Annotated in this window: 30 protein-coding genes and 1 tRNA gene; 26 read left to right on the top strand and 5 right to left on the bottom strand. The window is 67.6% G+C overall.

Going from position 1 to position 26,496, the window contains the following annotated elements; genetic code table 11:
* Nucleotides 1–64 precede the first annotated feature (64 nt).
* The 5 genes from LI336_RS07525 to LI336_RS07505 are packed head-to-tail and all read left to right on the top strand — an operon-like array spanning nt 65 to nt 3,032.
* Nucleotides 65–1,300 carry a translation initiation factor IF-2 subunit gamma gene (locus tag LI336_RS07525; protein ID WP_227132400.1) on the top strand — a complete coding sequence of 412 codons (1,236 nt, stop codon included), beginning with the start codon at nt 65–67 and terminating at the stop codon, nt 1,298–1,300.
* A 7-nt stretch (nt 1,301–1,307) separates the two neighbouring features.
* Nucleotides 1,308–1,688, top strand: a complete 381-nt coding sequence (locus tag LI336_RS07520; protein WP_227132398.1) for a type II toxin-antitoxin system VapC family toxin — start codon at nt 1,308–1,310, stop codon at nt 1,686–1,688.
* A gap of 2 nt (nt 1,689–1,690) precedes the next feature.
* Nucleotides 1,691–2,260 (top strand): DNA-directed RNA polymerase, encoded by a 570-nt coding sequence (locus tag LI336_RS07515; RefSeq protein WP_227132396.1) that lies wholly within the window; start codon nt 1,691–1,693, stop codon nt 2,258–2,260.
* Nucleotides 2,261–2,458 (top strand): transcription elongation factor subunit Spt4, encoded by a 198-nt coding sequence (gene spt4, locus LI336_RS07510; protein WP_227132394.1) that lies wholly within the window; start codon nt 2,261–2,263, stop codon nt 2,456–2,458. It abuts the gene before it with no gap.
* A gap of 10 nt (nt 2,459–2,468) precedes the next feature.
* Nucleotides 2,469–3,032 (top strand): GTP-dependent dephospho-CoA kinase family protein, encoded by a 564-nt coding sequence (locus LI336_RS07505; RefSeq protein WP_227132392.1) that lies wholly within the window; start codon nt 2,469–2,471, stop codon nt 3,030–3,032.
* 152 nt (nt 3,033–3,184) lie between these two features.
* Here the strand turns inward: LI336_RS07505 and LI336_RS07500 are convergent, their stop codons facing one another.
* Complete coding sequence (locus LI336_RS07500) at nt 3,185–5,767, bottom strand: methyl-accepting chemotaxis protein (RefSeq protein ID WP_227132390.1); 2,583 nt, start codon at nt 5,765–5,767, stop codon at nt 3,185–3,187.
* 145 nt (nt 5,768–5,912) lie between these two features.
* Between LI336_RS07500 and LI336_RS07495 the strand changes: the two genes are divergently transcribed.
* The 4 genes from LI336_RS07495 (at nt 5,913) to LI336_RS07480 (ending at nt 8,591) form a co-directional block, all read left to right on the top strand.
* Nucleotides 5,913–6,218, top strand: a complete 306-nt coding sequence (locus LI336_RS07495) for a 30S ribosomal protein S24e (protein ID WP_227132388.1) — start codon at nt 5,913–5,915, stop codon at nt 6,216–6,218.
* 4 nt (nt 6,219–6,222) lie between these two features.
* Nucleotides 6,223–6,357: a 30S ribosomal protein S27ae gene (locus tag LI336_RS07490; RefSeq protein WP_227132387.1), complete on the top strand. Its 135-nt coding sequence runs from the start codon at nt 6,223–6,225 to the stop codon at nt 6,355–6,357.
* Between the two features lie 161 nt (nt 6,358–6,518).
* The gene (locus LI336_RS07485) at nt 6,519–8,186 is read left to right on the top strand and encodes a bifunctional N(6)-L-threonylcarbamoyladenine synthase/serine/threonine protein kinase (RefSeq protein ID WP_264475286.1); all 1,668 of its coding nucleotides are present in this window, start codon (nt 6,519–6,521) and stop codon (nt 8,184–8,186) included.
* A 132-nt stretch (nt 8,187–8,318) separates the two neighbouring features.
* Nucleotides 8,319–8,591, top strand: a complete 273-nt coding sequence (locus LI336_RS07480; RefSeq protein WP_227132385.1) for a DUF5808 domain-containing protein — start codon at nt 8,319–8,321, stop codon at nt 8,589–8,591.
* A gap of 24 nt (nt 8,592–8,615) precedes the next feature.
* Here the strand turns inward: LI336_RS07480 and LI336_RS07475 are convergent, their stop codons facing one another.
* Nucleotides 8,616–10,244, bottom strand: a complete 1,629-nt coding sequence (locus LI336_RS07475; protein WP_227132662.1) for an NADH-quinone oxidoreductase subunit D — start codon at nt 10,242–10,244, stop codon at nt 8,616–8,618.
* A gap of 182 nt (nt 10,245–10,426) precedes the next feature.
* On the opposite strand from LI336_RS07475, the gene LI336_RS20370 reads away from it, so the two are divergent.
* The 4 genes from LI336_RS20370 (at nt 10,427) to LI336_RS07455 (ending at nt 13,199) form a co-directional block, all read left to right on the top strand.
* Complete coding sequence (locus LI336_RS20370) at nt 10,427–11,080, top strand: helix-turn-helix domain-containing protein (RefSeq protein ID WP_227132383.1); 654 nt, start codon at nt 10,427–10,429, stop codon at nt 11,078–11,080.
* 104 nt (nt 11,081–11,184) lie between these two features.
* Entirely contained in the window at nt 11,185–11,760 is a 576-nt protein-coding gene (rdgB, locus tag LI336_RS07465) for an RdgB/HAM1 family non-canonical purine NTP pyrophosphatase (RefSeq protein WP_227132381.1), read from the top strand.
* Between the two features lie 387 nt (nt 11,761–12,147).
* Nucleotides 12,148–12,924, top strand: a complete 777-nt coding sequence (locus LI336_RS07460) for an SDR family NAD(P)-dependent oxidoreductase (RefSeq protein ID WP_227132379.1) — start codon at nt 12,148–12,150, stop codon at nt 12,922–12,924.
* A gap of 71 nt (nt 12,925–12,995) precedes the next feature.
* Nucleotides 12,996–13,199, top strand: coding sequence for a hypothetical protein (locus tag LI336_RS07455; protein ID WP_227132377.1), 204 nt, complete (start codon nt 12,996–12,998; stop codon nt 13,197–13,199).
* Here the strand turns inward: LI336_RS07455 and LI336_RS07450 are convergent.
* The 3 genes from LI336_RS07450 to LI336_RS07440 form a co-directional block, all read right to left on the bottom strand.
* A complete protein-coding gene (locus LI336_RS07450) occupies nt 13,196–13,666 on the bottom strand; it encodes a DUF7384 family protein (RefSeq protein ID WP_227132375.1) in 471 nt (156 codons plus the stop codon). The genes LI336_RS07455 and LI336_RS07450 overlap by 4 nt on opposite strands.
* A gap of 145 nt (nt 13,667–13,811) precedes the next feature.
* Nucleotides 13,812–14,699 (bottom strand): dihydrodipicolinate synthase family protein, encoded by an 888-nt coding sequence (locus LI336_RS07445; RefSeq protein WP_227132374.1) that lies wholly within the window; start codon nt 14,697–14,699, stop codon nt 13,812–13,814.
* A 310-nt stretch (nt 14,700–15,009) separates the two neighbouring features.
* Nucleotides 15,010–15,669 (bottom strand): potassium channel family protein, encoded by a 660-nt coding sequence (locus LI336_RS07440; protein WP_227132372.1) that lies wholly within the window; start codon nt 15,667–15,669, stop codon nt 15,010–15,012.
* A gap of 177 nt (nt 15,670–15,846) precedes the next feature.
* Between LI336_RS07440 and pan2 the strand changes: the two genes are divergently transcribed.
* The 13 genes from pan2 to LI336_RS07375 all read left to right on the top strand — a co-directional run bounded on the left by pan2 (nt 15,847) and on the right by LI336_RS07375 (nt 25,785).
* Nucleotides 15,847–17,088, top strand: coding sequence for a proteasome-activating nucleotidase Pan2 (gene pan2, locus LI336_RS07435; RefSeq protein ID WP_227132370.1), 1,242 nt, complete (start codon nt 15,847–15,849; stop codon nt 17,086–17,088).
* 161 nt (nt 17,089–17,249) lie between these two features.
* Nucleotides 17,250–17,783, top strand: coding sequence for an amino acid-binding protein (locus LI336_RS07430; RefSeq protein ID WP_227132369.1), 534 nt, complete (start codon nt 17,250–17,252; stop codon nt 17,781–17,783).
* Nucleotides 17,780–18,730, top strand: a complete 951-nt coding sequence (locus LI336_RS07425; protein WP_227132368.1) for a homoserine dehydrogenase — start codon at nt 17,780–17,782, stop codon at nt 18,728–18,730. Before LI336_RS07430 ends, LI336_RS07425 begins: the two co-directional genes overlap by 4 nt.
* Before the next feature lie 287 nt (nt 18,731–19,017).
* The gene (gene tuf / locus LI336_RS07420; RefSeq protein ID WP_227132366.1) at nt 19,018–20,283 is read left to right on the top strand and encodes a translation elongation factor EF-1 subunit alpha; all 1,266 of its coding nucleotides are present in this window, start codon (nt 19,018–19,020) and stop codon (nt 20,281–20,283) included.
* Nucleotides 20,284–20,286: 3 nt separating this feature from the next.
* On the top strand, nt 20,287–20,595 hold the full coding sequence (gene rpsJ / locus LI336_RS07415) for a 30S ribosomal protein S10 (RefSeq protein WP_227132365.1): 309 nt from the start codon (nt 20,287–20,289) through the stop codon (nt 20,593–20,595).
* A 96-nt stretch (nt 20,596–20,691) separates the two neighbouring features.
* The gene (locus tag LI336_RS07410) at nt 20,692–21,324 is read left to right on the top strand and encodes a rhomboid family intramembrane serine protease (RefSeq protein ID WP_227132363.1); all 633 of its coding nucleotides are present in this window, start codon (nt 20,692–20,694) and stop codon (nt 21,322–21,324) included.
* Between the two features lie 30 nt (nt 21,325–21,354).
* Nucleotides 21,355–21,426: transfer RNA gene (locus LI336_RS07405), tRNA-Ala, on the top strand.
* Between the two features lie 174 nt (nt 21,427–21,600).
* The gene (locus LI336_RS07400) at nt 21,601–21,936 is read left to right on the top strand and encodes a DUF6166 domain-containing protein (protein ID WP_227132361.1); all 336 of its coding nucleotides are present in this window, start codon (nt 21,601–21,603) and stop codon (nt 21,934–21,936) included.
* Complete coding sequence (locus tag LI336_RS07395; RefSeq protein WP_227132359.1) at nt 21,933–22,523, top strand: hypothetical protein; 591 nt, start codon at nt 21,933–21,935, stop codon at nt 22,521–22,523. The genes LI336_RS07400 and LI336_RS07395 overlap by 4 nt, the downstream gene beginning before the upstream one ends.
* Nucleotides 22,520–23,014, top strand: coding sequence for a PD-(D/E)XK family putative nuclease (locus LI336_RS07390; RefSeq protein WP_227132357.1), 495 nt, complete (start codon nt 22,520–22,522; stop codon nt 23,012–23,014). Before LI336_RS07395 ends, LI336_RS07390 begins: the two co-directional genes overlap by 4 nt.
* On the top strand, nt 23,014–23,382 hold the full coding sequence (locus tag LI336_RS07385; RefSeq protein ID WP_227132356.1) for a hypothetical protein: 369 nt from the start codon (nt 23,014–23,016) through the stop codon (nt 23,380–23,382). Before LI336_RS07390 ends, LI336_RS07385 begins: the two co-directional genes overlap by 1 nt.
* Nucleotides 23,379–25,079, top strand: a complete 1,701-nt coding sequence (locus tag LI336_RS07380; protein WP_227132355.1) for a hypothetical protein — start codon at nt 23,379–23,381, stop codon at nt 25,077–25,079. Before LI336_RS07385 ends, LI336_RS07380 begins: the two co-directional genes overlap by 4 nt.
* 460 nt (nt 25,080–25,539) lie before the next feature.
* On the top strand, nt 25,540–25,785 hold the full coding sequence (locus tag LI336_RS07375; RefSeq protein ID WP_227132354.1) for an SgrR family transcriptional regulator: 246 nt from the start codon (nt 25,540–25,542) through the stop codon (nt 25,783–25,785).
* Nucleotides 25,786–26,496 lie beyond the last annotated feature (711 nt).

Genomic DNA, 26,496 nt, shown 5'->3' with positions numbered 1-26,496 from the left:
AAATCAGGAACGGTGGGTTTATCAAGCGCACAAGGGTAGTCGTATCCAAGATTCCTCTTTGAAGATGTCAGGAACACACCGACAACCGGAGGTGAACATCGGACTCGTCGGCCACGTCGACCACGGCAAGACGACGCTCGTGCAGGCGCTCAGTGGCGAGTGGACCGACCAGCACTCCGAGGAGATGAAGCGCGGTATCTCCATCCGACTCGGGTACGCGGACGCAACGTTCCGCCGATGCCCGGAGTGCGACGACACCGAAGCGTTCACCGTCGAGGAGACCTGCCCCGAGCACGACGTCGAGACCGACGTCCTCCGCACCGTCTCGTTCGTGGACGCCCCCGGTCACGAGACGCTGATGGCGACGATGCTCTCCGGCGCCGCGATCATGGACGGCGCCGTCCTCGTCGTCTCCGCGACCGAGGACGTCCCGCAAGCACAGACCGAAGAGCACCTGATGGCGCTCGACATCATCGGGATCGAGAACATCGTCATCGCGCAGAACAAGGTCGACCTCGTCGACGCCGAGCGAGCGCGCGACAACTACGAGCAGATCCAGGAGTTCGTCGAGGGCACCGTCGCCGAGGGCGCACCCGTCGTCCCCATCAGCGCGCAGCAGGACGTCAACACGGACGTCCTCATCGAGACCATCGAGCGCGAGATTCCGACGCCGGAACGCGACCCGGACGCGGACCCGCTCCTGCACTGCGCGCGGAGCTTCGACATCAACCGCCCCGGTACCACGTGGGAGGACCTCCTGGGTGGCGTCGTCGGCGGGAGTCTCGTCCGCGGGCGCTTCGAACCCGAGGACGACATCGAGATCAAGCCCGGGCGCGAGGTCGAAGAGGGCGGGCAGACCGAGTACCGCCCCATCGAGACCTCGATCCGCTCGCTCCAGGCCGGCGGTACGAGCGTGGACGAGGTCTTGCCCGGAGGCCTGCTCGGCGTCGGCACCGGCCTCGACCCGGCGCTCACGAAGGGCGACGCGCTCGCCGGCCAGCTCGCCGGCGAACCCGGTTCGCTCCCGCCCGTCTGGGACTCGTTCACGATGTCCGTCGACCTGCTCGACCGCGTCGTCGGCGACGACATGACCGAGGTCGAACCCATCAACACCGGTGAACCGCTCATGCTCACCGTCGGCACCGCCACCACGGTCGGCGCGGTCACGTCGGCGCGCGACGGCGAGTGCGAAGTGAACCTCAAACGCCCCGTCTGTTCGGAGACGGGCGCGAAGATAGCCATCAACCGCCGCGTCGGCGCGCGCTGGCGGCTCATCGGCGTCGGGACCCTCGACGGGTGACGGACCGATGCGCGTGGCGCTCGACACCAGTGCACTCATGATGCCGGTCGAACTCGACGTCAGGCTGTTCGACGAACTCGACCGCGTGGTCGAGGACGCCCAGCCGGTCGTCCCGGAGGCGGTCGTCGAGGAACTCCGAAAGCTCGCCGACGGCGGCGGGCTGGAGGGCACTGCGGCGTCGGTCGGATACGACCTCGCCGTCGAGCGCGCAACGCGCGTGGACACCACCGAATCGTACGCGGACGACGCGCTCGTCGAACTCGCCACCGAAGGCCGAGTCGACGCCGTCGTCACGAACGACCAACCGCTCCGGGACCGCGTCTTGGACGCGAGCGTTCCGGTAATAGCATTACGCGGCACGAACAAACTGGATATCACTCGACCATAGCGATGTACAAGAAGGTCAGGCTCAAGGATACGGTAGAGGTCCCCCCGAAGGAGCTCGCGGACGTCAGTCCGGAGCTCGTCAAGCGATTGCTGCAGGACAAACTCGAGGGGCGAATGGACGAAGACGTCGGGAGCGTCGTCTCGGTCGTGAACGTTCACGACATCGGGACGGGTGCGGTGCTGCCGAACCGCCCGGGCGTGTACTACGAGGCGGAGTTCGACGCGGTGACGTTCGACCCGCAGATGCAGGAGGTCGTCGACGGGACGGTCGTGGAGGTCGTGGAGTTCGGCGCGTTCGTCGGGATCGGTCCCGTCGACGGCCTGCTGCACGTCTCCCAGATCAGCGACGAGTACCTCGCGTACGACGGCGAGAACCAGCAGCTCGCGTCCAGCGAGTCGAATCGGACGCTCGGCGTCGAGGACGCGATCCGGGCGCGTATCGTGACGAAGAGCATCGACGAGCGGAATCCGCGCGACTCCAAGATCGGGTTGACGGCGAAGCAGCCGGGGCTCGGGAAGCACGGCTGGTTGGCCGAGGACCGGCAGGGTCGCGAGGCGGAGGCGGGTGATTAGATGGCGAACGATCGCCTCGTCTGCCGCGAGTGTCATCGCGTCGTCGACCCGGACGCGAACCAGTGTCCGAGCTGTGGGTCGACGTCGCTGTCGGAGGACTGGGCGGGCTACGTCGTCATCGCGCACCCGGAGACCTCGATGATCGCGGAGGAGATGGAGGTCACGGAAGCGGGCGCGTACGCGTTGAAGGTCCGATAGGGTGACTGGTGTGGGAGACGACGACGCTGCGGTGACTGCGGGCGACGTGCTGGTGACGCTCCCGGAGTCGCTTCGGTCGGCGTTCAAGGAGCCGTTCGGGCCCGTGGAGACGGACGCGGACGCGCTCCTGGCGGACGTCGACGGCCCGTTGATTGCGGTGGGCGATATCGTGACGTATCACTTCCTGCAGGCGGGTCGGGAACCGGACGTGGCGGTCGTGGACGAGCACACGAAGCGCGAACTCGTGGACGACGCGGTCCGCGATGCGGTCGTGGACCCGGACGTGACGGTCTCGAATCCGGCTGGCGCGCTCTCGAACGCGCTCGTTCGTGCGCTCGGTGACGCGGTCGCGGCCGACGAGCCGACGACGGTGTTCGTCGACGGCGAGGAGGACCTGGCGGTGCTGCCGGCGGTGATGGTCGCGCCGGTCGGGGCGAGCGTCGTGTACGGCCAGCCCGACGCTGGCATGGTGCACGTGCCCGTGACCGAGGAGAATAAGGCGGAGTTCCGCGCGCTCATCGACCGCATGGACGGCGACCTCGACGCGTTCTGGGCGGCGGTCGACGACGCCTGAGCAGAGCGTTTCTTCGACGCTCGTGAACCCGACTAGCGGTCGCGCTGTCGAGTCGGTCGTCGGTCGTGGCGGGTGACGGTCGTCGGTCGTGGTAGGTGACGGTTCTCGGACGTTCGACCGGGAAGAACGAGGTCTGGGACGAGACCGCGCGGTCAGTCGTCGAACGTGAACGGCTCGTCGTCGTCGGACTCGTCGCCGTCGGACGAGCCGTCGGTGTCGGCCGACGTGTCACCGTCGGCGTCGCTCGCGCCACCGGTATCCGAGGTGGTGCTCGCGTTCGAGTCGTCCGGCGACGCGCCCTCGGCATCCTCGGCGTCGAACGCGTCGAACTCGGGTTCGTCGAGCGCCCCGGCCGACTCGTCGGCTGGCGGCGTCTGGCCCTGCGCGTGCTCCTCGAACGCGCTCGCGACCGTCTCGTCGTCGAACGTGACGTCGTCCTCGGGTTCGGCGGCGGTATCGAACCGGTCCAGCGCCGCCGAGAGCCGCGACGCCTGCTCGCTCAGCGAACTCGCCGAGTTCGACACCTCCGTCAGCGCCGTCGTCTGCTCCTCGGCGGCGGCGGCGACGTTCTCCGCCTCCGCGGTCGTCTCCTCGCTGATCGTCGCGGCGTCGTCGACCATCGCGACGACCTCCTCCGTGCTCGCCGCCTGCTGTTCGGTCGCCGCCGAGATCTCCTGCACGCCGTCGTTCGTCTCCGCGGCGTACTCCGCGATCTCGTCGAGCGCCCCGGCGGCGTCCCGGACGCTCTGGGTGTGCTCGGCGACGCGGTCCGCGGTCTGCTGGACCTCGCCCGCGGTGTGCTCGGTCTGGTCCTGGATGCGCTCCAGGCGCGCCTCGATGTCCTCCGCGGCGTCCTTCGTCTCGCTCGCGAGCTCCTTGACCTCCTGCGCGACGACCGCGAACCCCTCGTCGCCGTCACCGCTCGCGTCTGCCGACCCACGAGACGCCTCGATGTTCGCGTTCAGCGCGAGCATGTTCGTCTCCTTCGCGATGTCGCCGATGAACTCGATGAGCTCGTCGATCTCGCTCATCTCGCTCTCCAGGTCCTCGATCGCCGCCACCGCGCTCTCGGACTCGCTCTCCAGCTCCGCCATCCCCTCGATGGCCGCCTCGGCAGCGTCACGACCCTCGCGGCCCGTCTCGGCGGTGCGTTCGGCGAGGTCCGCGACCTCGTTCGAGGACGCCGCGATCTCCTCGGTCGTCGTCGAGAGCTGCTCCATCTCGCCGCTGACGGACTGCAGGCTCTCGTTCTGGCGTTCCGCGCCATCGGAGATCTCCTGGATGGACTCCGTGACCTGCTGGCTCGCCGAGCGAACCTCCTCGCTGGAGGCGGTGACCTCCTCGCTGGCGGTCGCGACCTCGCTCGCGAACGCCTTCACCTCCGCCGTCGTCGCCTCGATCTCGGCGACCATCTCGTTGAACTCGACGGCGATCGACGCCATCGCGTCGCTCTCGGACTCGGGGTTCATGCGCTCGGTGAGGTCCCCGTCGGCGCACGCCTGCATGACCTCGCTGTACTCGTCGGCCTTCTGTTCCAGGTGTTCGTTCGTCCGCTCGGCCTCCGCTCGCGCGTCCTCGGCGGCCTCCCGCGCGGTCCGGGCCTCGCGTATCTGGTCGCGGAGCGCGTCCCGCATCGACGCGAACCCGACGTACAGCTGGCCGATGGCGTCGATGCGGTGCGTCTCGAAGTCGACGTTCAGGTCGCCCTCCTCCATGCGTTCGGCCTTCCGACGCAGGTCGTCGATGGACTGCGCGGTGTTCCGACCGAGCACGAGCCCGACGACGCCGATGAGGACGACGATGCCGGCCGTGACGAGCAACCCGTACTGCTGGACCTGCTTCACGAACCCGAACGCGGTCCCGGTCGGTTCGTGCACGACCACCACCCAGTCCGTGCCTTCGACCGGCGAGTACCCCGCGAGGTACGTCTCGCGCGGCAACTGGTAGCCGTCATCGCCGACGAGGACGCCGGACGCCGGCCCGGTGACGACGGACTGCGAGAACCCGGCTGATTCCGCGGTCGACTTGACGTACTGGTCCGCTCGTGGGGCGTCGTACGTCGTGAGGTACTTCCCGGTCCCCTCCTCGGATTCGCTGTCGAAGACGATCCGCTTCTCGGGGTCGATGACGACGACGGCGCCGTTCTCCGTCGAACCCTTGAGGTCCGCGGCGACGGTGCCGGCGTCCATCGTCACGAGGATGGCGTGGTCGCCGTCGGGCGTCGCGGCGGCGTACGTCATCGCCTCCACGCTGTTGCGTTCGTACGCGCCGTAGAACCCGCCGCCGTCCGCGGTCGCGACGCGCCGCAGGCGCTCGGTGTCCGTGACGTCGAGTTCGGACAGCGACCGGTTCTCGGCGCGACGCGTCGACACGACGACCTCGCTCTCGCGGAGGTCGACGTAGTCGAGACGGTAGATGCCGGGTCTGTCCGTGCGGTTCTCGAACAACGCCTCGATCTCCGCGAGTTCGCCGCGTCGCACGGCGAGGGTCCCCGAGAGGTGACTGGCGAGGCGTCCGTTCCGCTCGTTCCAGGTCGCGAGCTTCGCCGACTCCTGCCTGGAGATCTGCTCGTACTCCGCTTTCGCGCCCGCTTCGACCTCGTCCTGTACCTGCGTGGTCGCGGCGACGCCGATGCCCGCGACGACCACGCCGAGGCAGAGCAGGACGATGCCGAACTTGAGTGCGTACCGTCGTCGGATGGCGTCCGGGACGACACGCCGCAGTGGACCGAACATACCCGGGGACTCTCCGCGAGTGTGATAAAACCAATGGCAATGGTACTCGACCATGAATAAATAAGGCATCTGTCGGGTGCTGTCGGTTGGGCACTTCGAAATTCTTTTAGGGGTTTCGAGGGGTAGTTACGGTAACTGAGATACCATGGACGTCGAAATCCTCTCTGAAGAGGACAACCCGATGTTGCACCGCACGGACGTCACGTTCGAAGTCGTCCACGACGAAGCCACGCCCTCGCGCCTCTCCGTCCGCGACAGCCTCGCGGCGAAGCTGAACAAGGACGCCGACGAGGTCGTCGTCCGCGAGCTCGACACGAAGTTCGGGATGCGCAAGACCGTCGGCTACGCGAAGGTCTACGAGACGGCCGAGGACGCCCAAGACGTCGAACAGGAACACATGCTCGACCGGAACGCCATCACGGGCGAGGACGCGGAAGCGGAGGAGGCCTGATAGCATGCCCGCACACGAGTTCTACGACGACGACGGCGAGCACACGCGCGAACAGTGCCCGCGCTGCGGCGACACGTTCCTCGGCGACTACGGCGACCGACTGCACTGCGGCAAGTGCAGTTACACCGAGTGGCAGTAACGCCGCTGCGAGTACCCGAACACCCGTTCTTTCGACGCGACAGTCGACCAGCCACTGCGTCGTTCAGCGACCGCGTCGTGACCTGGGCGTCGCGTGACGTTCCCCGGCGGACGCGGACCGAAGTCGTCTTTTCGCTGGCTGGCCGAGTCGAGGGCAGGTAGATGGCCGACGCAGGGGACGTAGTGGACGGCGGCGTGACGCGGGACGGCGAACCCGTGCGCGTGCTCGGTATCGAGGGGACGGCGTGGTGTGCGAGCGCCGCGGTGTACGACGGCGCGCGCGACGACTTCCGCATCCACTCGGCGGCGTACGAGCCCGAGAGCGGCGGCATCCATCCGCGGGAGGCCGCCGAGCACATGCAGGAGGCGGTGCCGAGCGTCGTCGAGGCGGCGCTCGCGGACGCTCGCGACCGGCACGACGGCGACGGGTCGGCGGTGGACGCGGTCGCGTTCTCGCGCGGGCCCGGCCTCGGGCCGTGCCTCCGCATCGTCGGTACCGCGGCGCGAGCGCTCGCGCAGGCGCTCGACGTCCCGCTCGTCGGCGCGAACCACATGGTCGCGCACCTCGAGATCGGCCGGCATCGCTCCGGGTTCGACTCGCCCGTCTGTCTGAACGCGAGCGGTGCGAACGCGCACCTGCTCGGGTACCGCGACGGTCGGTACCGCGTGCTCGGGGAGACGATGGACACCGGCGTCGGGAACGCCATCGACAAGTTCACGCGCCACGTCGGCTGGAGTCACCCCGGCGGCCCGAAGGTCGAAGCGCACGCGACCGACGGCGAGTACGTCGACCTGCCGTACGTCGTGAAGGGCATGGACTTCTCGTTCTCCGGCATCATGAGCGCCGCGAAACAAGCAGCCGACGACGGCGTCCCCGTCGAGGACGTCTGCCGTGGACTGGAGGAGACCATCTTCGCGATGCTCGCGGAGGTCACCGAGCGCGCACTCAGCTTGACGGGGAGCGACGAACTCGTCCTCGGCGGCGGCGTCGCACAGAACGCGCGCCTCAAACGGATGCTCGAGGAGATGTGTGACGCCCGCGGCGCGCACTTCTACGCGCCCGAACCGCGATTCCTCCGGGACAACGCCGGGATGATCGCGCTGCTCGGTGCGAAGATGTACGCTGCGGGCGACACGCTCGCCATCGAGGACTCGAACGTGGACGCGAACTTCCGTCCGGACGAGGTCCCGGTGACGTGGCGCGAACCCGACGAGGACGTCGCTATCGCACCCGAGTCCGGGACCGAGGTCCGCGGTGCGGAGGCGGTCGTCGACGTCGGCGACGTCGTCACGAAACGACGCGTCCCGAAGGCGTACCGGCATCCCGAACTCGACCGTCGACTCCGCGAGACCAGGACGCGCAGCGAGGCACGACTCACGCACGCCGCGCGCGCCGCGGGCGTCCCGACCCCCGTCGTCCGCGAGGTCGACGACGACGAGGGGACGCTCGTCTTCGAGCACGTCGGCGACCGCGACCTCGCCCGCGCACTCACCCCCGAGCGCGTGCGAGCCGTCGGCGCGCACCTCGCAGCACTCCACGACGCCGGGTTCGTGCACGGCGACCCGACCACGCGGAACGTGCGCGTGACTGGCGAGGGCAATGGAGTCGGTGACGACCGCGTGTTCCTGATCGACTTCGGGCTCGGGTACCACACCGAGCAGGTCGAGGACCACGCGATGGACCTCCACGTCTTCGACCAGAGTCTCGTCGGCACCGCGAACGACCCCGCGCCACTCCGCGCCGCGCTCCGCGAGGGCTACGCCGCCGTCGGCGACGACCGCGTCCTCGACCAGCTCGAAGCCGTCGAGGGTCGCGGCCGCTACCAGTGACCACCCCGTCGAGTACCGACCTCGCGGCCGACGGATTCGCGGACCAGCACGTCGCGTCGAGCCCCCCGGGGCGACGGCGTCCGTGGTTGGGAGACGGCAACGTTGATAAGTCGACCGCCCGTATCCTTTCGTATGTCCGACAAGCCCAGCAGCGGCGAGGTCTTCGGTATCCCGTACAACTTCGAACGCCCGAGCATCAGCCGCATGCTCAAGTCCTACTGGCAGCCCGGTGACGGGATGCTCGTCGAGAAACCGTTCGGCATCGGGTACACGCTGAACCTCGCGAACTGGCGGTCGTGGGTCGCGCTCGCGGTCGTCGGCGCGCTCCTCTGGAACGAGCGCGGCGGGAGCGACGACGACGCGGCAAGCGACGAGGACCCCGTCGAAGTCGTCGTCGAGGACTGACCGCGCCCGGGCCGTTCTTTCCTTCTAGCGGTCGACTTCGCCCATGATGGTGTCGAGGCTGCCGAGCGTCGCGACCAGGTCCGGGACGTACTCGCCCTCGGCCATCTCCGGGAGCGCCTGCAGGTTCGAGAAGCACGGGCTCCGTATCTTGAACCGGGCCGGTTTGTCCGTGCCGTCGCTCCGCAGGTAGATGCCGAGTTCGCCCTTCGCGCCCTCGACCGCGCGGTACACCTCGCGGTCGCGTTCGGGCTTCAGCGTCCGCGGGACGTTCGACTGGACGACGCGCTCGTCGTCGGGCCAGTCCTCGAGGACGTCGACGCACTGGCGGACGATGCGCGCGGACTGTTCGACCTCCTGCATCCGACAGAGCACGCGCGCCAGGTTGTCGCCGTCGGGTTCGGTGACGACGTCCCAGTCGAGCTCGTCGTAGTACCCGTACGGGTCGTCCCTGCGGAGGTCGTAGTCGACGCCCGAACCGCGAGCGACCGGGCCCGTGCAGCCGTACGTCTTCGCGGTCTCGGCGTCGAGCACGCCGGTCCCCATCGTGCGCGTCTGGAAGATCTCGTTGGACGCCAGGAGGTCGTAGTACTCGCGCATCGCGGCGGGGAGCGTGTCGAGTTCGTCACGGACCTGGTCGAAGAACGCCTCGCGGGGCTGCGGGAGGTCCCACGCGACGCCGCCGACGCGGAAGTAGTTGAACATCATCCGCTGACCCGTCAACTCCTCCAGCAAGCCGAGTGCCTTCTCGCGGTCGCGGATACCGTACTGGAAGACCGCGGTGAACTCGCCGAAGACGTCGAGCGCGTACGTCGCGACCGCGAGCATGTGCGAGGCGATCCGGCAGAGTTCCGCGCCCATCGTCCGGATGACCTGCGCGTACTCCGGGACGTCGATCTCGGCGAGGTCCTCGATGGCTCGCGCGTACGCCCACTCGTTGAGGAGGCCCGCCGAGGCCCAGTCCCACCGGTCGGGGTACGGCATGATCTGGTGGCGGTACGTCCCGGACTGGCACATCTGTTCCTCGCAGCGGTGGATGTAGCCGATGTCGGGGTCGACGTCGACGACCGTCTCCCCGTCGAGCACCGTCTCGACGTGCAGGACGCCGTGCGTCGAGGGATGATGCGGGCCGATGTTGAGGAACATCGTCTCCCGGCCGACCTCACCACCTCCCGAATCCGTGCCGCCGCGCGCGTCGTCGGCGATCGGGTTCGCGTGCGCTTCGAGCGTGACGACCTGCGGGCGGTCCTGGTCGAAGTCCTCGCGCAGCGGATGGCCTTGCCACGTCTCCGGGAGGAGGATGCGTCGCAGGTCGGGGTGGTCGTCGTACTCGATACCGAGGAGGTCGTACGCCTCGCGTTCGTGCCAGTCGCACGTGCGGAACGCGCTCGCGGCGCTCTCGGTACGTGGCGACTCGCGCGTCGTCGGCACGACCACGCTCGCCTCGCGCTGCGGGTCGTCGTAGTCCCGGAGGTGATAGATCGTCTCGAAGCGGTCCGCGTACTCCTGGGCGGTGACGCACGCACAGTGGTCGAGCCCCAGGTCGTCCCGTAGCGCCGCGACCGCCTCGGCGACCGTGTCCGGGCGAACGACGACCGCGGGCGCGTTCACGTGGTCGTCGCGACCGACCGCGAGCTCGCCGAGCGCGGCCTCCATCGCCGCGACCGTCGGCCCCGCGTCACCGCTCGACGCTCGCTCCCGTAGGACGGTCTCGCTCACGACCGAGCACCCCCGTCGAATCGACAGTGTCGCATGGTCGAACCCACGCAGGGCCGACGCACGATTCCACCGTCTCAGCCACTAGAGGATTTAAGTCGGGCGTCCGGAATCGATTGGACGTGAAGTACCTCCGGCTCACGCTCGACCTGCCCGGGGACGCCATCCACCCGATGCACGCGTTCGTCTGCGAGCACGGCGGCTACGCCGACTACCGCCTCATCCACTGGAACTACCACGGTCCGGACGCGAACACGCTCCTCTTCCATGTTCGCGGCGACCGCGAGCCCTACGCCGACCGCCTCGCGGACCTCGACCGTATTCGGACGTTCGAGCTCGCACCCATCACCGAGGACGCGTTCTACGTCTACGTCGAGGAGTCGCCCGCCGACGTCGACGCGTCCCTCCTCGACGCACTCGACGGGAACGACGTCGTCGCCGTACCACCCGTCGCGTACCACACCGACCGCACGATGTCACTCGGCGTCGTCGGCGCCCCCGACGTCCTCCGCGCCGTCCTCGACGGCGTCCCGGACCGCATCGACGTCACCGTCGACCAGATCGGCGACGACCCACCCGGCGACCCCGAGGTCGGCGTCGACCTCACCACCCGCCAGCGCGACGCCGTCCGCGCCGCACAGCGCATGGGCTACTACGAGGTGCCGCGCGACGCCGGCGTCGACGACGTCGCCGACGCCATCGACTGTGCGCCCGGGACCGCCGCCGAACATCTCCGACGCGCCGAGAGCCGTATCCTCGGGAACCTCGACGTCTGACGTCCCGACCGCCGCGAGCGACGAGCCGCCGGACGACGAACAGCCCATCACCGCAACGACCGCGGACCGACGCCTCCTTACCGACCGGGGCCGCTCACTCGCGTATGCCCATCCGATTCGTCACGAGCAACGAGGGGAAGGCCGACGAGGCCCGCGAATACCTCGACGACGTCGAACGCGTCGACTACGACTACACCGAGATCCAGGGCGACCTCGAGACGGTCGCCGCGGCGGGGGCCCGCGACGCGTTCGAGGCACTCGGCGGCGTCGACCCCGTGCTCGTCGACGACGCCGGCCTGTTCGTACGCGCACTCGACGGGTTCCCGGGCCCGTACTCGTCGTACGTCGAGGACACCCTCGGCGTCGACCGCGTCTGGCGGCTCTGCGAGGCCGAGGACGACCGGCGCGCGCACTTCCGGACCGTCCTCGCGTACGCGCACCGCCCCGAGGAAGACGGCGACGTCCAGGTGGAGACGTTCGAAGGGAGCGTCCCCGGGACCATCGTCGCCCCGCGCGGCGACGGCGGGTTCGGGTACGACCCCATCTTCGAGCACGACGGGACGACGATGGCGGAGATGAGTACCGCCGAGAAGAACGCCGTCAGCCACCGCGGTCGCGCACTCGCGACGTTCGCCGACTGGCTCGCCGGCGAACCCGCCCAACGGAAAGGCGCCCAGTAACGGCAACGCCCACACTCACGTTAGCGTCCAGTAACGGCAACGCCCACACTCACGTTAGCGTCCAGTAACGGCAACGCCCACACTCACGTTAGCGTCCAGTAACGGCAACGCCCACACTCACGTTAGCGTCCAGTAACCGCCACCCCCACACCCACACTTTTCACTGAAGCCGCGGCGACGACCAGCGTGCCCTGACCGTTCGCGGTCCGCGAGCCCGCGCCGTAATCGACGTCCGTCTCGCGCGACCACCACAGCTCGACCCGCGAGCGCACCGCGTGGCGACCGGCGCGCTCGCGACGGCCGTCGTTGCACGCCCCTCTCGCCACACCAGACCGCTCCCGGGCAGAGAGCGGAGCGGTTAACGTCCCGGCGCCCTCGACTCCGGACGTGAAGGACACAGCCCTCGTCACCGGTGCCTCCGGCGGCATCGGTCGCGCGCTCGCCCGCCAGTTCGCTCGCCACGGTCACGACGTCGTCCTCGTCGCCCGCAGCGAGGACGCGCTCGCCGACGCCGCCACCGAGTTCGAGGACCGGTACGGCGTCACCGCCACCACCATCGTCCACGACCTCGACCAACCGCACGCCGCCGACGCACTCTACGACGACGTCGAAGACCGCGACCTCGACGTCGGCATCCTCGTGAACAACGTCGGCATCGGGACGTACGGCGAGTTCCACGACGCCAATATCGGCGCCGAACGCACCCAGCTGCGACTGAACGTCGAGACGCTCGTCGTCCTCACCCGCCTGTTCCTCGCGGACTTCCGCGAGCGCGACCGCGGGAAGGTCCTGAACGTCGGGAGCACCGCCGGGTTCGTCCCCGGCCCGAAGATGGCCGGCTACTACGCGTCGAAGGCGTACGTGAACTCGTTCAGCGAAGCGCTCGCCGTCGAGAACCGCGACACCGGCGTGGACGTCAGCGTCCTGTGTCCCGGCCCCGTGGACACCGAGTTCCAGGAGCGCGCGGACATGACCGACTCCGTCATCGGGTCGATGTTCATGAACGACCCCGAATCCGTCGCCGCCGCCGGCTACCGCGGCCTCCTCGCCGGCGACACCATCATCCTCCCGGGGTTCATGAGCAAGGCGACGTACTACGGCGAACGCATCACGCCCCGTCCCATCCTCCGACGCGTCGTCGAACGCATCAACGGCGACCGGTAGCGAACCAGCGGAACCCGACCCTCGCCACCTCGGGCGGTATCGTTTTGACGCGTCCGACTGCCAAACAGCGTATGTCGGAGTCGCAACTCGAAGCCGTCGGCGTCGAGCGAGTGGCAGGAACGATCACCGTGCTCTCGGAACTCGTCGTCGCCGCCGTCGTCCTCTGGGTGTTCGCGGACGACGTCGTCATGCTCGGCGCGGGCGCGCTGTGGGTGCTCGTGTCCGCACCGCTGCTGTACGTCGCGCTCGCGAAGGCGTTCCGCGAGAGCGTCTAGGCGCGCGGGTCCCGGTCCGGCCCCGGGTAGTCGTCGTCGAACTCGACCGCGTAGAGGCTCGCGGCGTCGAACAGTCGCGCGAACGCGTCCGGTGGCCTGACCGAGAGCTTCGCGTGCGGTTGCACGCTCATCCCCACGTGGACGCTCCCGAGCGCGTCGTCGAACGACAGGAGGTGCGCGGCCTCGCCGTGCACCGCGGACGCGAGCCCCGGATGGTCGCCGGGGTCGTGCTCGACGCGCTCGGTCGCGGCGGCGGCGCGTTCGCGCCACGCGGCCGCGAGCGCGTCGTCGGCGAGTGCCGCGACGACCGCCTCGGCGTCGTCCAGGAGCTGGTCGCTCGCGACGAGCGTCAGCCACGAGTGCGAGCGAACGTGGTCGAGCGCGTCCCGGCTCGCGCCACCGACGAGGACGTCCGCGGCGAGGACGTCCGCGTCCGCGACGATCCGGGTCGGTGACGCGTCAGGCATCGTCGCCCTCTCGGTGCTCGCGGAGCGCCTCGCGGACGTCCGCGTCGGTCACGTCCATGTCGGCCGTTGCGTCGAACAGTTCGCCCCAGGTCATGCGTCGACGTTCACGGTCCCGGTCAAAGAACGCGCCGGTCGCGGCTCCGCCTCACTCTGCGGCCGCGTCGGCGAGTGCGTCGTCGACGAGCGCGTCCAGTTCCGCGCGAACGTCGTCGGCGACGGGTTCGAACGGCCGGCGCGGGTAGCCGGCGGCGTAGTCGCGCGAACGCATCGCCGCCTTCAGTCCCGGGACGCCGTACTCGGCGGTCACCGCGCGGTTCAACTCCACGAGGTCCCGGTTGAGCGAGCGTGCGGCGGCGTCGTCTCCGTTCGCGTGCCGGTCGTAGACCTCCGAGGCGAGGTCGGGGGCGACGTTCGCGAGCGCGAGCACGCCACCGGTCGCGCCGGCGTCCAGGCCGGCGGCGTACACGCTCCCGGACCCGACGAGGACGTCGAAGTCCGCGTTCGCGGTGAGCGAGACGTACCGCTGGAGGGTCTCCAGGTCACCACTGGAGTCCTTGATGCCGTGGACGTTCTCGTGCGTCGCGAGCGACTGCACCGTCCGTGGCGGTAGCGTCGTCCCCGTGTACTTCGGGACGCTGTAGAGGTAGACCGGTATCGGGCTCGCGTCCGCGATGCGCTCGTAGTGCGTCGCGATCGCGCTCGCGTCGTGCTGATGGTAGAACGGGGAGACGACGAGTGCCGCGTCCGCGCCGACGTCCGCGGCCGTCTGCGTCTGCTCGACGGTCATGCGCTCGCTCGGATGCCCGGTCCCGGCGACGACGGGCACGGTCGCGGCGTCTGCGACGACCTCGGTCACGCGCGTTCGCTCGGCGACGTCGAGGTGGACGGCTTCGCCGTTCGACCCGCACGGAACCACGAAGTCGACGCCTGCGGCCTCGACGGTCTCGACGAGCGACCGCAACGCCGCTTCGTCCACGTCCCCCGACTCGTCGAACGGTGTCACGAGCGGCAATCCAGTCCCTGAGACGTACATACGCTCGACTGTGGGGGCCATCGGGAAAAACGCTCCCGTCACACCTCCGTCGGCCGGCCGTCTGACGGGCATTTATTGAATCCCGGTCGCATGAGAGTGATGGGCGCGCATCCGGCCTCAGTTCCCATCCGAATCCATCGCGCGCCCGTCGCTGTCTCTCTCCCTTTGGGTACCGACGTGGGGTCGCACGACGACGGAACCCCTGCGGTTCCTTTCGGTCGACGACTCGCAAACGGAGGTCGAGAGTGACGACGACCGAGGGTGACGAAGAGAGAGCGTGACGACGACCGAGAGTGCGACGACGGGGGAGTCAGGCTGCTGCGTGGAAGCTCTCGCGGACGGCGTCGACGCCGTCCTGGTCGACGACGACCGCGACGCGGTCGCCGGCTTCGAGTTCGACCGTCGGAAGTGGAATGGTAAGTGGTTCGTCCGCGCCGCCGTGCGCGTACACGCGCGCTTCCTCGGGGAGGTCGACGTTCACGAGGCGTTCACCGACGAGCGGCGAGTCCGCGTCGACCGTGAACACCGAGAACCGGAGTTGCTCGGTGATGTCCGCGAGGACGTTGAAGTCACCGCCGAGCATCGCGGTCTTCGCGCCCGCCGCGCCCAGGCGTTCGGGGTAGATTATCTCGTCGACGTCCTTGGCGTACTTCTCGTAGATGTCCTCGCGGTAGTCCTCGTCGATGCGGAGGACGGTGCGTGCACCGTGGTGTTTCCCGACCATGCACGCGGCGAAGTTCACGTTCAGGTCCGGCGTGAGTGCGCCGATTGCGTCCGCGCTCGCGATACCAGCCTCCTCGAGGATGGCCTCCTCCTGGCCGTCGCCCTCGACCACCGTGTACCCCGCGTCGCGGGCGCGCTCGGCGCGCTCGTGGTCGTTGTCGACGACGACGACGTCGTGGTCTTCCTCGCTGAGGATGCGGGACGTTCGCTTGCCGACGCGACCGTACCCCACGATAACGAACTTCATGGGCTCGGATACGCGGCCATCGGATAAAAAGCCCTGTCCCCGACCGCCCACGACCCGGCGCGAGTTGCGAGCCGAGGCCGTGATATCGGGCGATTCGACGCGGTCTCTTGATGGCTGTCGTCCGGCGTGCGCTAACCCAAAGGTCCTTTTACGACCGTCGCATACGACCGACAACGAATGTCCCGGAGTCCCTCATTGCCCGACCGTCCCAGGCTCGACCTCGACCAGGACATGTCGGACGAGGAACGCCTCGAGGCGCTTCGAGAGCACTTCGTGGAGATCACGGACGTCCACGAGCAGCTCTCGAGTCAACTCGAGACCGCCGACGAGCGGCGCGAGGAACTGAAAGACGAAGTCGACCACACCGAACGCGAGAACGAGGCGCTGAAGACGTCGTCGCTGTACATCGCGACCGTCGAGGAGGTCGCGGAGGACGAACAGGAGGCGGTCGTCAAGCAGCACGGGAACAACCAGGAGGTCCTCACCGACGTCTCGCGGCGGATGGCGGACGAACTGCAGGCCGGTGACCGCGTCGCGGTCAACGACTCCTTCAGCGTGCAGACCATCCTCTCGGGCGAGACGGACGCTCGCGCACAGGCGATGGAGGTCGACGCGAGCCCGGACGTCGTCTACGACGACATCGGCGGCATCGAGGAACAGATCCGGGAGGTCCGGGAGGCCGTCGAGGAGCCGCTCGTGAACCCCGCTCAGTTCGATACCGTCGGCATCGACCCGCCGAGCGGCGTCCTCCTCTATGGCCCGCCGGGGACGGGGAAGACGATGCTCGCGAAAGCCGTTGCGAACGAGACGGACGCGACGTTCATCAAGATGGCCGGGAGCGAGCTCGTCCGGAAGTTCATCGGCGAGGGATCGCGGCTCGTCCGCGACCTCTTCGAGCTCGCCGAGGAGCGCGAACCCGCCATCATCTTCATCGACGAGATCGACGCCATCGCCGCGAAGCGCACGGAGTCCAAGACCAGCGGTGACGCGGAGGTCCAGCGGACGATGATGCAGCTGTTGAGCGAGATGGACGGGTTCGAGGCGCGCGGGAACGTCCGCATCATCGCGGCGACGAACCGCTTCGACATGCTCGACCGCGCCATCCTTCGCCCGGGGCGGTTCGACCGCCTCATCGAGGTGCCGGAGCCGGACGCCGAAGGCCGGAAGCGCATCTTCGAGATCCACACGCAGAACATGAACGTCGCCGACGACGTGGACTTCGAGGCGCTCGCCGCGGAGACCGAGGGGTACTCGGGCGCGGAGATCGAGAGCATGACCACGGAAGCCGGGATGTTCGCGATCCGGGACGAACGCACCGAGGTCCGGACGGCGGACTTCGAGGAAGCGATCGAGAAACTCGAGAACGAGGACTCCGGGACGCCCGTTCCGAGCGCCGGCTACACGGCGTACCACTACTGACGACGACAGCGGTCTCCTCCTCTTGGCGGCAGCAGTCGGCTGCACTGGCGTATCAGCGCGCTGGTGAGCGGCGAGACTTGTGCGTGGCTGAAGGCTTATACGAGAGAACGCGATTGGTTCCTGCATGGACGACCGACGGAACCGACAGGGAGGTGGCTCGGGTGGCCGCTGACGTGGACGCGGCGGTGCGAGCGTACACGGTCCGGCTGGAGCTCGTCGACGAACCCGGCGAGTTGCTGCGGGCGCTGGAACCGATCTCGGAGAACGGCGGGAATCTGCTCTCGATCTACCACGAGCGCGGGAACCTCACACCGCGCGGGAACATCCCCGTCGAGGTCGACCTCGAGTGCCGCCCGGACCGGTTCGACGTCGTCGTCGACGCGCTCCGGGATGCGGGCGTCACCGTCATCCAGGCCGGCGAGGACGCGTACACCGAGCAGGTGACGGTGCTGCTCGTCGGGCACCTCGTCGACACCGACCTCTCCGATACGCTCTCGCGCGTGGAAGCGTGCTCGGCCGCGTCAGTCACCGACCTCTCGCTGGACGCGCCCGAGGGGACCGACGACGTGTCGAGTGCGCGCGTGCATCTGGCGGTCGAGTCCGACGGCGTCGTCGAGGCCCTGGAGACGGTCCGGGCGGTCGCCGAGGAGAAGGACCTGCAGGTCGTGGAACCGCTCGTGGAGGGGTCGGCGTGAAGCTCGCGGTCATGGGCGCGGGTGCGGTCGGTCGGTCGGTCGTCGCGCTCGCGGGCGAACACGGACACGACGTGGTCGCGGTCGCGGACTCGCAGACCGCGGTCGTCGACGACGACGGCCTGGACGCCCAGGCGGTCCTGAACCGGAAGTCCGAACGTGGCTCCGTCGGCGACGCGGACCCCGGAGCGGCGCTCGACGCCGAGTACGACGTGCTCGTCGAGGCGACGCCGACGACGCTCGACGACGCCGAACCCGGGTTCGGCCACGTCGCTCGCGCGCTCGAACGCGACAGGGACGTCGTGCTCGCGAACAAGGGCCCGGTCGCGGAACGCTACGCGGACGTCGCGGACCTGGAAGCCGAGAGCGCGGGGCGCGTCCGGTTCGAGGCGACCGTCGCCGGCGCCATCCCCGTCCTCGGCACGATCGAGGACTACGGGCGCTCGCAGGTCACGGCAGCGAAGGGCATCTTCAACGGGACCGCGAACTTCGTGCTGTCGCGGATGGCGGCCGAAGGCCTCTCCTACGAGCACGTGCTCGCCGAAGCGCAGGACCTCGGCGTCGCGGAGGCCGACCCGACGTTCGACGTCGACGGCACCGACGCCGCACTCAAGTGCGTCATCCTCGCGAACGTCCTCGCGGACGGCGACGCGACGTACACGCTCGACGACGCCGACGTCGAAGGCATCCGGTCGATTCCTCCGAGTGCGCTCGACCTCGCCGCCGAAGACGGTCGAACGGTGCGTCTCGTCGGCGAGGCGACGGCCGAGGGCGCGCGCGTCGGGCCGCGACTCGTCCCCGAGAGCGGGCCACTCGCTGTCACCGGCACCCAGAACGTCGTGCAGCTCGACACCGACGCCGCCGGTGCGCTCGAACTCGGCGGTCGCGGCGCCGGCGGCGACGAGACCGCGAGCGCCGTCCTCGCCGACGTCCGTCGACTCGAAGACTGACCACGAGGGCGGTGGTCGGCCCGCGGTCACACCGCTCGCTGCTCGGTCGCCTTGGGCGACGATACTGGTTCCAGTGCAGCTTCGGCTGTTCGGTTCCGCTCCAGTTCGCGTGCGCGCCACCAGCTCGTATCCGGACCGGACGTCGGTCTCGGAAACCCGTCCATGCGTGACATTGACAACACCAAACCGCCCGAGGGCGGCGGGGTCTCGGGTAGCGCGTATCGAAATCGTTTTAACCGTTTCTGCCGAAAGGATTCCACACAGCGCCTCTGCGCGTGAGACAACCAATGAGCGACCAACACCAGAACCTGGCCATCATCGGCCACGTCGACCACGGGAAGAGCACACTGGTCGGGCGACTCCTCTTCGAGACGGGGAGCGTACCCGAGCACGTCATCGAGCAGCACCGCGAGGAAGCGGAAGAGAAGGGCAAGGGCGGCTTCGAGTTCGCCTACGTCATGGACAACCTCGCCGAAGAGCGCGAGCGCGGTGTCACCATCGACATCGCCCACCAGGAATTCAGCACCGACGAGTACGAGTTCACCATCGTCGACTGTCCTGGCCACCGCGACTTCGTCAAGAACATGATCACGGGCGCGTCCCAGGCTGACAACGCCGTCCTCGTCGTCGCCGCAGACGACGGCGTTGCGCCCCAGACCCAGGAGCACGTCTTCCTGGCGCGCACCCTCGGCATCGGCGAGCTCATCGTCGGTGTCAACAAGATGGACCTCGTCGACTACGGCGAGACCAAGTACAAAGAGGTCAAGAGCGAGGTCACCGACCTCCTCAATCAGGTCCAGTTCAACACGGACGACGCCGAGTTCATCCCGATCTCCGCGTTCGAAGGCGACAACATCGCCGAGCGTTCGGACAACACGGAATGGTACGACGGCGAGATCCTCATCGAGGCTCTCAACAACCTGCCGGAGCCGGAGCCGCCGACGGACGCGCCGCTCCGCCTCCCCATCCAGGACGTCTACACCATCTCCGGTATCGGTACCGTCCCCGTCGGGCGTATCGAGACGGGTATCATGAACATCGGCGACAACGTCAGCTTCCAGCCGAGTGACGTCGGTGGCGAGGTCAAGACCATCGAGATGCACCACGAGGAAGTCCCCAAGGCGGAGCCGGGTGACAACGTCGGGTTCAACGTCCGTGGCATCGGCAAGGACGACATCCGTCGCGGTGACGTCTGTGGTCCCGCCGAGAGCCCGCCGAGCGTCGCGGAGACGTTCCAGGCGCAGATCGTCGTCATGCAGCACCCCTCGGTCATCACGGCCGGGTACACGCCGGTCTTCCACGCCCACACGGCGCAGGTCGCGTGTACCATCGAGAGCCTCGACAAGAAGATGGACCCCTCGTCTGGCGAGGTCGCGGAGGAGAACCCCGACTTCATCCAGACCGGCGACGCAGCGGTCGTCACCGTGCGCCCGCAGAAGCCCCTCAGCATCGAGCCGTCCTCGGAGATCCCCGAGCTCGGTTCGTTCGCGGTCCGCGACATGGGTCAGACCATCGCGGCCGGGAAGGTCCTGTCCGTCGAGAACCGCGAGTAATCCATGCAGCAGGCTCGCGTTCGACTCGCCGGGACGAGCCCCGACGACCTCGACGACATCTGCGACGACGTCCGCGACATCGCGGAGAAGACGGGCGTGTCGCTGTCGGGGCCGATTCCGCTGCCGACGAAGACGCTGGAGGTTCCCTCGCGGAAGTCCCCGGACGGTGAGGGGACGGCGACGTGGGAGCACTGGGAGATGCGCGTCCACAAGCGTCTCATCGACCTGGACGCGGACGAGCGTGCGCTCCGCCAGCTGATGCGGATTCAGGTTCCGAACGACGTCAGCATCGAGATCGTTCTCGAGGACTAGGCGTCTCTCTCGCGCACGGCTTCTTTCACTCTCCTCAACACTGAAGAGCCGCGAGACCGACTAGCGGCGTGTATGGGTCTTCGTGGTAGTCCGACCGTGGATACGCTCGTCGCGTTCGCGGTGGTGTTCGTCTTCCAGCAGGTCACGGTCCTGTTCGAGCTCGCGCTCGGGCTCGGGCAGTTGTACCAGACGTTGTTCGTGCTGGGAGCGCCGGTGACGCTCCGGCCGTGGACGGTGTTCACGAGCGTGTACGCGCACGCTGGCGTCGGGCATCTCGTGTCGAACACGATCGCGCTCGTGCTCGTCGGGTTCGTCCTGGAGCGCTACACGACCCGCTGGCGGTTCCACGCGTTCTTCGTCGTCACGGGCGCGCTCGCCGGCCTCACGCAGGTGTGGTTCGGCGGGCTCCTCAACGGACTCGCCGGCGACCCCGTCGTCGGGAACGCCGTCCTCGGCGCCAGCGGCGCCGTCCTCGCGCTCTACGGGTACGTCCTCGGCGGGAACCGCCTCACCACCGCCATCGCCGACCGCCTCAACGCCGGCGCCGGCATCGAATGGCTCCTCGCACTCACCATCGCCCTCGTCCTCACGTGGATGACCGCCAGCCCCGGCGTCGCCCTCATCGCGCACTTCACCGGCATCCTCCTCGGGCTCGCCGCCGGCCGCCTCGACGCCCTCCAACCCCCGCCAAACACCCACACGGACCAGCGAAACGCAAGCTACAAATAAGCACCACCCAGTACCATTAGACGCGTTCGAGGGCTCGTAGATCAGAGGTAGATCGCTTCCTTCGCAAGGAAGAGGCCCTGGGTTCAAATCCCAGCGAGTCCATAGCGGTTTCGGACTTCTGGCGAACTATCCGGAAAACACCAGCGTAGCGTGCTGCTTCGGCAACCTTCTTCGAGTCGGTGCCCGTAAGATACCGTCGAAAAATCGAAGGAGTACCCACATCGTTGCGGCGTCGACGCCGTCACGCGATTCCTTCGCTGAATCGGGGGTGGTCGCGTGACCCGTTACCACGGGCTCGGCGGCCGCAACGTCTTCGTTCTTGACAAGGACGGAGAACGTCGCGCACTCAACAAGCGCCCCGATCTCCTCGACCAGCCCTCGACCCAGTTCGACTGGCAAGATGGAGAGCAAGGAACGGGCCACCTCGCGCTTGCACTCCTCGCCCACGCCGTCGACGATGACACCGCACGCGAACTGCACCACCAGTTCGAGCAAGACGTCGTCGCCCACCTGCCCGCCTCCTGGTCGCTCACCCGCGAGGAGATCCTCGCCTGGGTCGCGCTCCAGCAGGAGGACCTCGAGGCCGGCGAGGACCGGGGGGCCGTCGCATGAGCGGCACCGAACAGTCGGGACAGGCCCGGCACACGCTCACCGACCGCCCCGGCGTCCTCGAGGACGTCCGGTGCGACCACCGCGGCCAGCTCCCCCAGGACCCGCCACCGGTCTTCACGAAGGCCTGCACGGAGTCCGCCGCGTTCGGTGTCCCGAACCCGAACGGCTACGGGCAGTGCCTCGCGCTCTGCTCCTGGCACCTCGCACGGTACCTCGACGCGTTCCCCGACACCGCCGAGCAGCTACGCGAGCGCTTCGACGACCTCGACGACCACCTACCGGACACGGCCTGGACTAGCCTCGACGATCTCCCGCCGACGACCGACGTCGACGGCAAGAACGAGCGCTGGCCGCTGTTCGCGTTCGACCAGCGCGGCCACGCGTACTACGCCGACTGTGTCGAGGACCCGGGCCAGGTCGCGGTCTACGCGCCAGGCGAATGGGAGCTTTACGACGAGTGGTACAACGTCCCGGCCGGCGCTTCCACCCGCGACGTCGCGAACAACATCGCGGACGCGCACGGTCTCGCAGCACTCACCACCGACGTCGTTGATCAGTGTCGCTCCTCCGGGGGTGGTTCGCGGTGAGCACCGCCACCGGCGCGAAGGCGCAGGCGAAGATCGTCGGCGAGGACCTCGAGTGGCTCGTCTCCCGCGCCGTCGACGGCCTTGCGCTCGTCGACGAGACCGACGCCCCACACGACGCCGTCGCTGACCAGTTGCTCACGCCCACGGCAGTCCTTCCGTTCGGGAGCGTCTGCCTCCTCGAGGCCGGCACGCCTGTCGAGATCAAAGCCTGCCGGTTACAGACCAGCAACGGCGAGCACTCCACGACCCCGGGACGGTGGTTCTTCAAGGGCCGTGACGACGGCCAGCACCACCACCTCCTCGAGCGGGGTGGGGCCTACCTGCTCGCCGTCTATCGGGAGACCCCCGATGGTCGCGAGGTCGTCCAGATGCTCCTCCTGCCGGCGAGCATCGTCGACGAACTCCTCGCAGGCTCCTGGTACGGTACCGGCCGGAGCGAGGGCTACGTCGCGAAACTCAGCTGGCGGACCATCTTGGAGGATGCGGACTGATGCCCTCGCCGTCGACGGAGCTCGAGGGCGTCCAGGAGCTCCCACGTTCGCCGTCTCGCGACAACTACTCGTACGGCTGCGAGGTCACTGACGAGCTCGTCCAGGAGCGTGACCACCTCCACCGCTGCGAGTGCGACACGCACCACGGCGTCTGCGACGAGTGCGGGTACAAGATCACCGTCGGCCCGTCCGGCACCGAGTACGGCCATGCTCGAGCGACGAACCGCGGGCCTGACGAGAACGGCGTCCGTCGTGACTGCACGCACCGGCCGCTCGAGTGCAACTCGGGTGAGCCACAGGCCTGGGACGGGTACGACCAGGACGACTGGAACTCGACCACGGCCGCCAGCGAGGGTGGTCGCGCGTGAGCGACGACTGGGACCACCCCGAGAGTGGCTCGAAAGCCCGCCCCCAGCGCATCGTCCAGGCCATCAACAAGAAGCTCGCCAGCGTCGGAATCTATGGCGAGCACCGCACCGGCGACGCGAACCGCACCCTCGACTGGAACAACCCCGACCACCGCCAGAAGGTCCGCGACAAGTTCGCGAAGAACGCCGGTGAGACCGCACAGAGCCAGGAGGCCATCCTCCCCGCCTTCGGTCCTCGAGGCCGCGGCCAGAACGCACGCGACGACTGCGGCAACCCCCACCCGTTCCTCTGTACCAGCTGCGCTAACACCGTCGAGTTCGGCCGCACCTGCTCCCAGAGCGTCTGCGCCCGCTGCGGCGTCGCCTGGGTCCGCGACGCAGCGATCAAGAAGGCCGCGAAGGTGAAACGCGTCCGAACGGAGAAGTACAAGCGCTCTCCCGACGACGTCAACCAGTACGAGCACCACGGCGTCATCAACGCCCCGCTCTCCTGGTACTACGACCTCGCCGCCGCCGGCCTTGATATGGAGGAGGCCCAGGAGGTCACTCGCGAGATCGTGAAGGACGTCCTCGACGAGCTCCGACTCCAGGGAGTCCTCCTCCGGCACTCCTATCGCGGCGCCGACCCCGACGGCTCAATCTCCTCCGAGCACGTCAACGACCTCGGCGCCTGGAAGGAGCGCCTCAACTCCGACCGCGACTGGTACGGCGACGTCCGCGACGAACTCGCGTGGAAGCCCCACTATCACTGTATCGTCGTCGGCGACAAGATGAAAACCCGACCCGAGGAGAACGAGGACGTCGGGCTCTCCGAGCACGTCGAGGCCGAAACCGGCTGGGTGATCCACCGCATCGAGGACGACGACGGTGTTTCCCTCGAGGACGACGGCGCCATGTGCCGCGCCCTCATGTACTCGCTCTCCCACGCCGACATTCACGTCCACGACGGCGGGAACAACCAGAGTCAGGTCTGGGAGGTCGGCGCCTTCAAGGGAGACCGCGTTCGCTCCTCGAGCGCGCTCGCCTCCCGCCCGCACGACCTCGAATGGGCGGACGCACACGTTCGTGCCCACTCGAACCGTATCCTCGGACTCCGCAGCGGGAGCACCGACTGCGGCGCCTCGATTCCCGCCGTCGACGACCCCGACGAGCTCGCCGAGAAGGTCGTCGACGAGCTCGCCCAGCAGATGTTCGACGAGATCTGGCCCCAGCACGAACGCGGCGACGTCCAGACCGACCGCGTCCTCGAACAGATCAGCGCCGGCAACCTTCGCGTCTCGACCTCCTCGAACACCGGCGGCGGCTACGACGTCACCGTGACCGACGCCGACGGCAACCGCCTCGACGACAACGCCGGGACGCTCCCCGATCTCGCCACCGACCCGTTCCGCTACCCCGAGGCCAGCGGCGAGCTCCGCACCGTCCTCCGGAACGACGACGACCGCGACGACCAGGACGACTGCGGCGACGAGTGCGAACTCGATCACGACCACGACGACCAGCACTCCGACGAGCCCGCCCAGTGCGACGGCGAGCTCGTCCCGCTCGAGGAGGCTCGCGCCCGCGGCCTCTTCGACGACACGGACTGGCTCGCGTCCGCGACGTTCGCTGCTGACGCGATCGCCGCGAACGAGCAGTACCCGGACGACCTCCGGACCTTTGGAGAGCCGCCCGGGAAGGCCGTCGGTGCCGGGTAACTCCGGCGCCACACTCTGACCCCGTTCGAGCCCGGTTCCCAGCTACTTCTCTCCCGTTCGCACCCTATTCTGACCTCCCGTCGACGACTCGATAGCGGTCGCGCCGGCGATCGACGCCCTCGAGGCCGGCTGCGGCCGGGTCCGACCCCCCTGTTCGGCCGGCGCGCGGGCAGGATGAGTATGAACCGCGGTCGATTTTCGCTAGCGCGAAAATCTCCACGGCTCCCTTCGGGAGCCTCACCGCCCCGCAGACCGGCTGACACGCCACTACACGCAACCTCCCATACAGTATACGGTAAGTGCGAAGGAAAGGCCGCGAAACGTGACTGTTTGCCCACATCTTCCGCGTGTTCGCCCGTGTTGGACGCTCTCGTCCACGTTTTCCCGCTGGCACCGTTCCCTACCCCCAGCGCTGGAACTTTGCGGAACATTTATTCCACTTTAGAGCATTAATTCCATTATGCCGAAGCACACGACCAGAGACCAGCTCTGGACGATTGCACTCAAGCGAACCCACCGCGACCACGGACTGATCTCCTCCGACGAACTTGCCGAGATAGTCGGCTGCTCCGAACGAACCGCTCGCGACGTCCTTAAGACGATGGTAGAGAACGACCTCCTCTTCCTCGAAAAGAAGGGACGCAGCACACGGTACAAGCGGAACCCGCACATGGAGGACCCGGAGTACGTGCGATTAGAAATATAAATCAGTAACTATCGACACGCAATAATATTTTCTTTGAGGTGGCCTGATATACAGAACGTATTTGTTTACGCATCATACGTAGCTGCCGAGAACCGATGAACCTATTATATAAAGGCCTATACGGCAAAATTATAAGTGAACTCAATAATCATTCGTATTTATGGTCTCGTTTGATGGGAAGACCAAGAGTTCGTGTGCTATTTGTGGTACTTCAATGGGCAAGAGCCATAATCCGAAAAAATTCTGTTCATCCTGTACTGGCAAGAACCATTGCCCGAGTTGCTACTCAACTAGTTATACATCTGAGAAGGAGGGCGGTGTTTTCGGGATTGGTGGCAGCAAAGTCTATACGTGTAAAGACTGTGGCAACGAGTTCGAAAAAAACAAAGCCAGAAATGACTCCTCCTCAGCCTCCTCAGGTGGAGTCTCGTGCAGTAGGTGCGGGAAGACGCGCCAATCCAGTGAACGTGGCGGAGGGAATCAGCCCACTAGCTGGACCTGTTCAGACTGTACCAGACGGAACCGTTCTCCACGAACCTAGGGTTTTTCAAGCCTTGTTAATGAACCTCATTCGAATTCTTCACTGACATCTTCGGAAGGTCCAAATTTTCATTTAAAGAGAGATATTAGGATGGCGAATGGAACTCGTCTCAAATATCTCGGTGTATCCATTGGTGGTTGTGAGAATAAGTGGATATCACCCTCAAAGCT

This window comes from Halorubellus salinus (assembly GCF_020567525.1).
Lineage (GTDB): Archaea > Halobacteriota > Halobacteria > Halobacteriales > Natrialbaceae > Halorubellus > Halorubellus salinus.
Note: the sequence above shows the minus strand (reverse complement) of the source record. Positions and strands in the feature narration are given on the sequence as shown.

Bases quoted from the DNA above. Each gene is read 5' to 3' on its own strand.
- LI336_RS07525 (WP_227132400.1), top strand. From the start codon at position 65: ATGTCAGGAACACACCGACAACCGGAGGTGAACATCGGACTCGTCGGC.
- LI336_RS07520 (WP_227132398.1), top strand. From the start codon at position 1,308: ATGCGCGTGGCGCTCGACACCAGTGCACTCATGATGCCGGTCGAACTC.
- LI336_RS07515 (WP_227132396.1), top strand. From the start codon at position 1,691: ATGTACAAGAAGGTCAGGCTCAAGGATACGGTAGAGGTCCCCCCGAAG.
- spt4 (WP_227132394.1), top strand. From the start codon at position 2,261: ATGGCGAACGATCGCCTCGTCTGCCGCGAGTGTCATCGCGTCGTCGAC.
- LI336_RS07500 (WP_227132390.1), bottom strand. From the start codon at position 5,767: ATGTTCGGTCCACTGCGGCGTGTCGTCCCGGACGCCATCCGACGACGG.
- LI336_RS07495 (WP_227132388.1), top strand. From the start codon at position 5,913: ATGGACGTCGAAATCCTCTCTGAAGAGGACAACCCGATGTTGCACCGC.
- LI336_RS07490 (WP_227132387.1), top strand. From the start codon at position 6,223: ATGCCCGCACACGAGTTCTACGACGACGACGGCGAGCACACGCGCGAA.
- LI336_RS07485 (WP_264475286.1), top strand. From the start codon at position 6,519: ATGGCCGACGCAGGGGACGTAGTGGACGGCGGCGTGACGCGGGACGGC.
- LI336_RS07480 (WP_227132385.1), top strand. From the start codon at position 8,319: ATGTCCGACAAGCCCAGCAGCGGCGAGGTCTTCGGTATCCCGTACAAC.
- LI336_RS07475 (WP_227132662.1), bottom strand. From the start codon at position 10,244: ATGGAGGCCGCGCTCGGCGAGCTCGCGGTCGGTCGCGACGACCACGTG.
- rdgB (WP_227132381.1), top strand. From the start codon at position 11,185: ATGCCCATCCGATTCGTCACGAGCAACGAGGGGAAGGCCGACGAGGCC.
- LI336_RS07455 (WP_227132377.1), top strand. From the start codon at position 12,996: ATGTCGGAGTCGCAACTCGAAGCCGTCGGCGTCGAGCGAGTGGCAGGA.
- LI336_RS07450 (WP_227132375.1), bottom strand. From the start codon at position 13,666: ATGCCTGACGCGTCACCGACCCGGATCGTCGCGGACGCGGACGTCCTC.
- LI336_RS07445 (WP_227132374.1), bottom strand. From the start codon at position 14,699: ATGTACGTCTCAGGGACTGGATTGCCGCTCGTGACACCGTTCGACGAG.
- LI336_RS07440 (WP_227132372.1), bottom strand. From the start codon at position 15,669: ATGAAGTTCGTTATCGTGGGGTACGGTCGCGTCGGCAAGCGAACGTCC.
- pan2 (WP_227132370.1), top strand. From the start codon at position 15,847: ATGTCCCGGAGTCCCTCATTGCCCGACCGTCCCAGGCTCGACCTCGAC.
- tuf (WP_227132366.1), top strand. From the start codon at position 19,018: ATGAGCGACCAACACCAGAACCTGGCCATCATCGGCCACGTCGACCAC.
- rpsJ (WP_227132365.1), top strand. From the start codon at position 20,287: ATGCAGCAGGCTCGCGTTCGACTCGCCGGGACGAGCCCCGACGACCTC.
- LI336_RS07395 (WP_227132359.1), top strand. From the start codon at position 21,933: ATGAGCGGCACCGAACAGTCGGGACAGGCCCGGCACACGCTCACCGAC.
- LI336_RS07385 (WP_227132356.1), top strand. From the start codon at position 23,014: ATGCCCTCGCCGTCGACGGAGCTCGAGGGCGTCCAGGAGCTCCCACGT.
- LI336_RS07375 (WP_227132354.1), top strand. From the start codon at position 25,540: ATGCCGAAGCACACGACCAGAGACCAGCTCTGGACGATTGCACTCAAG.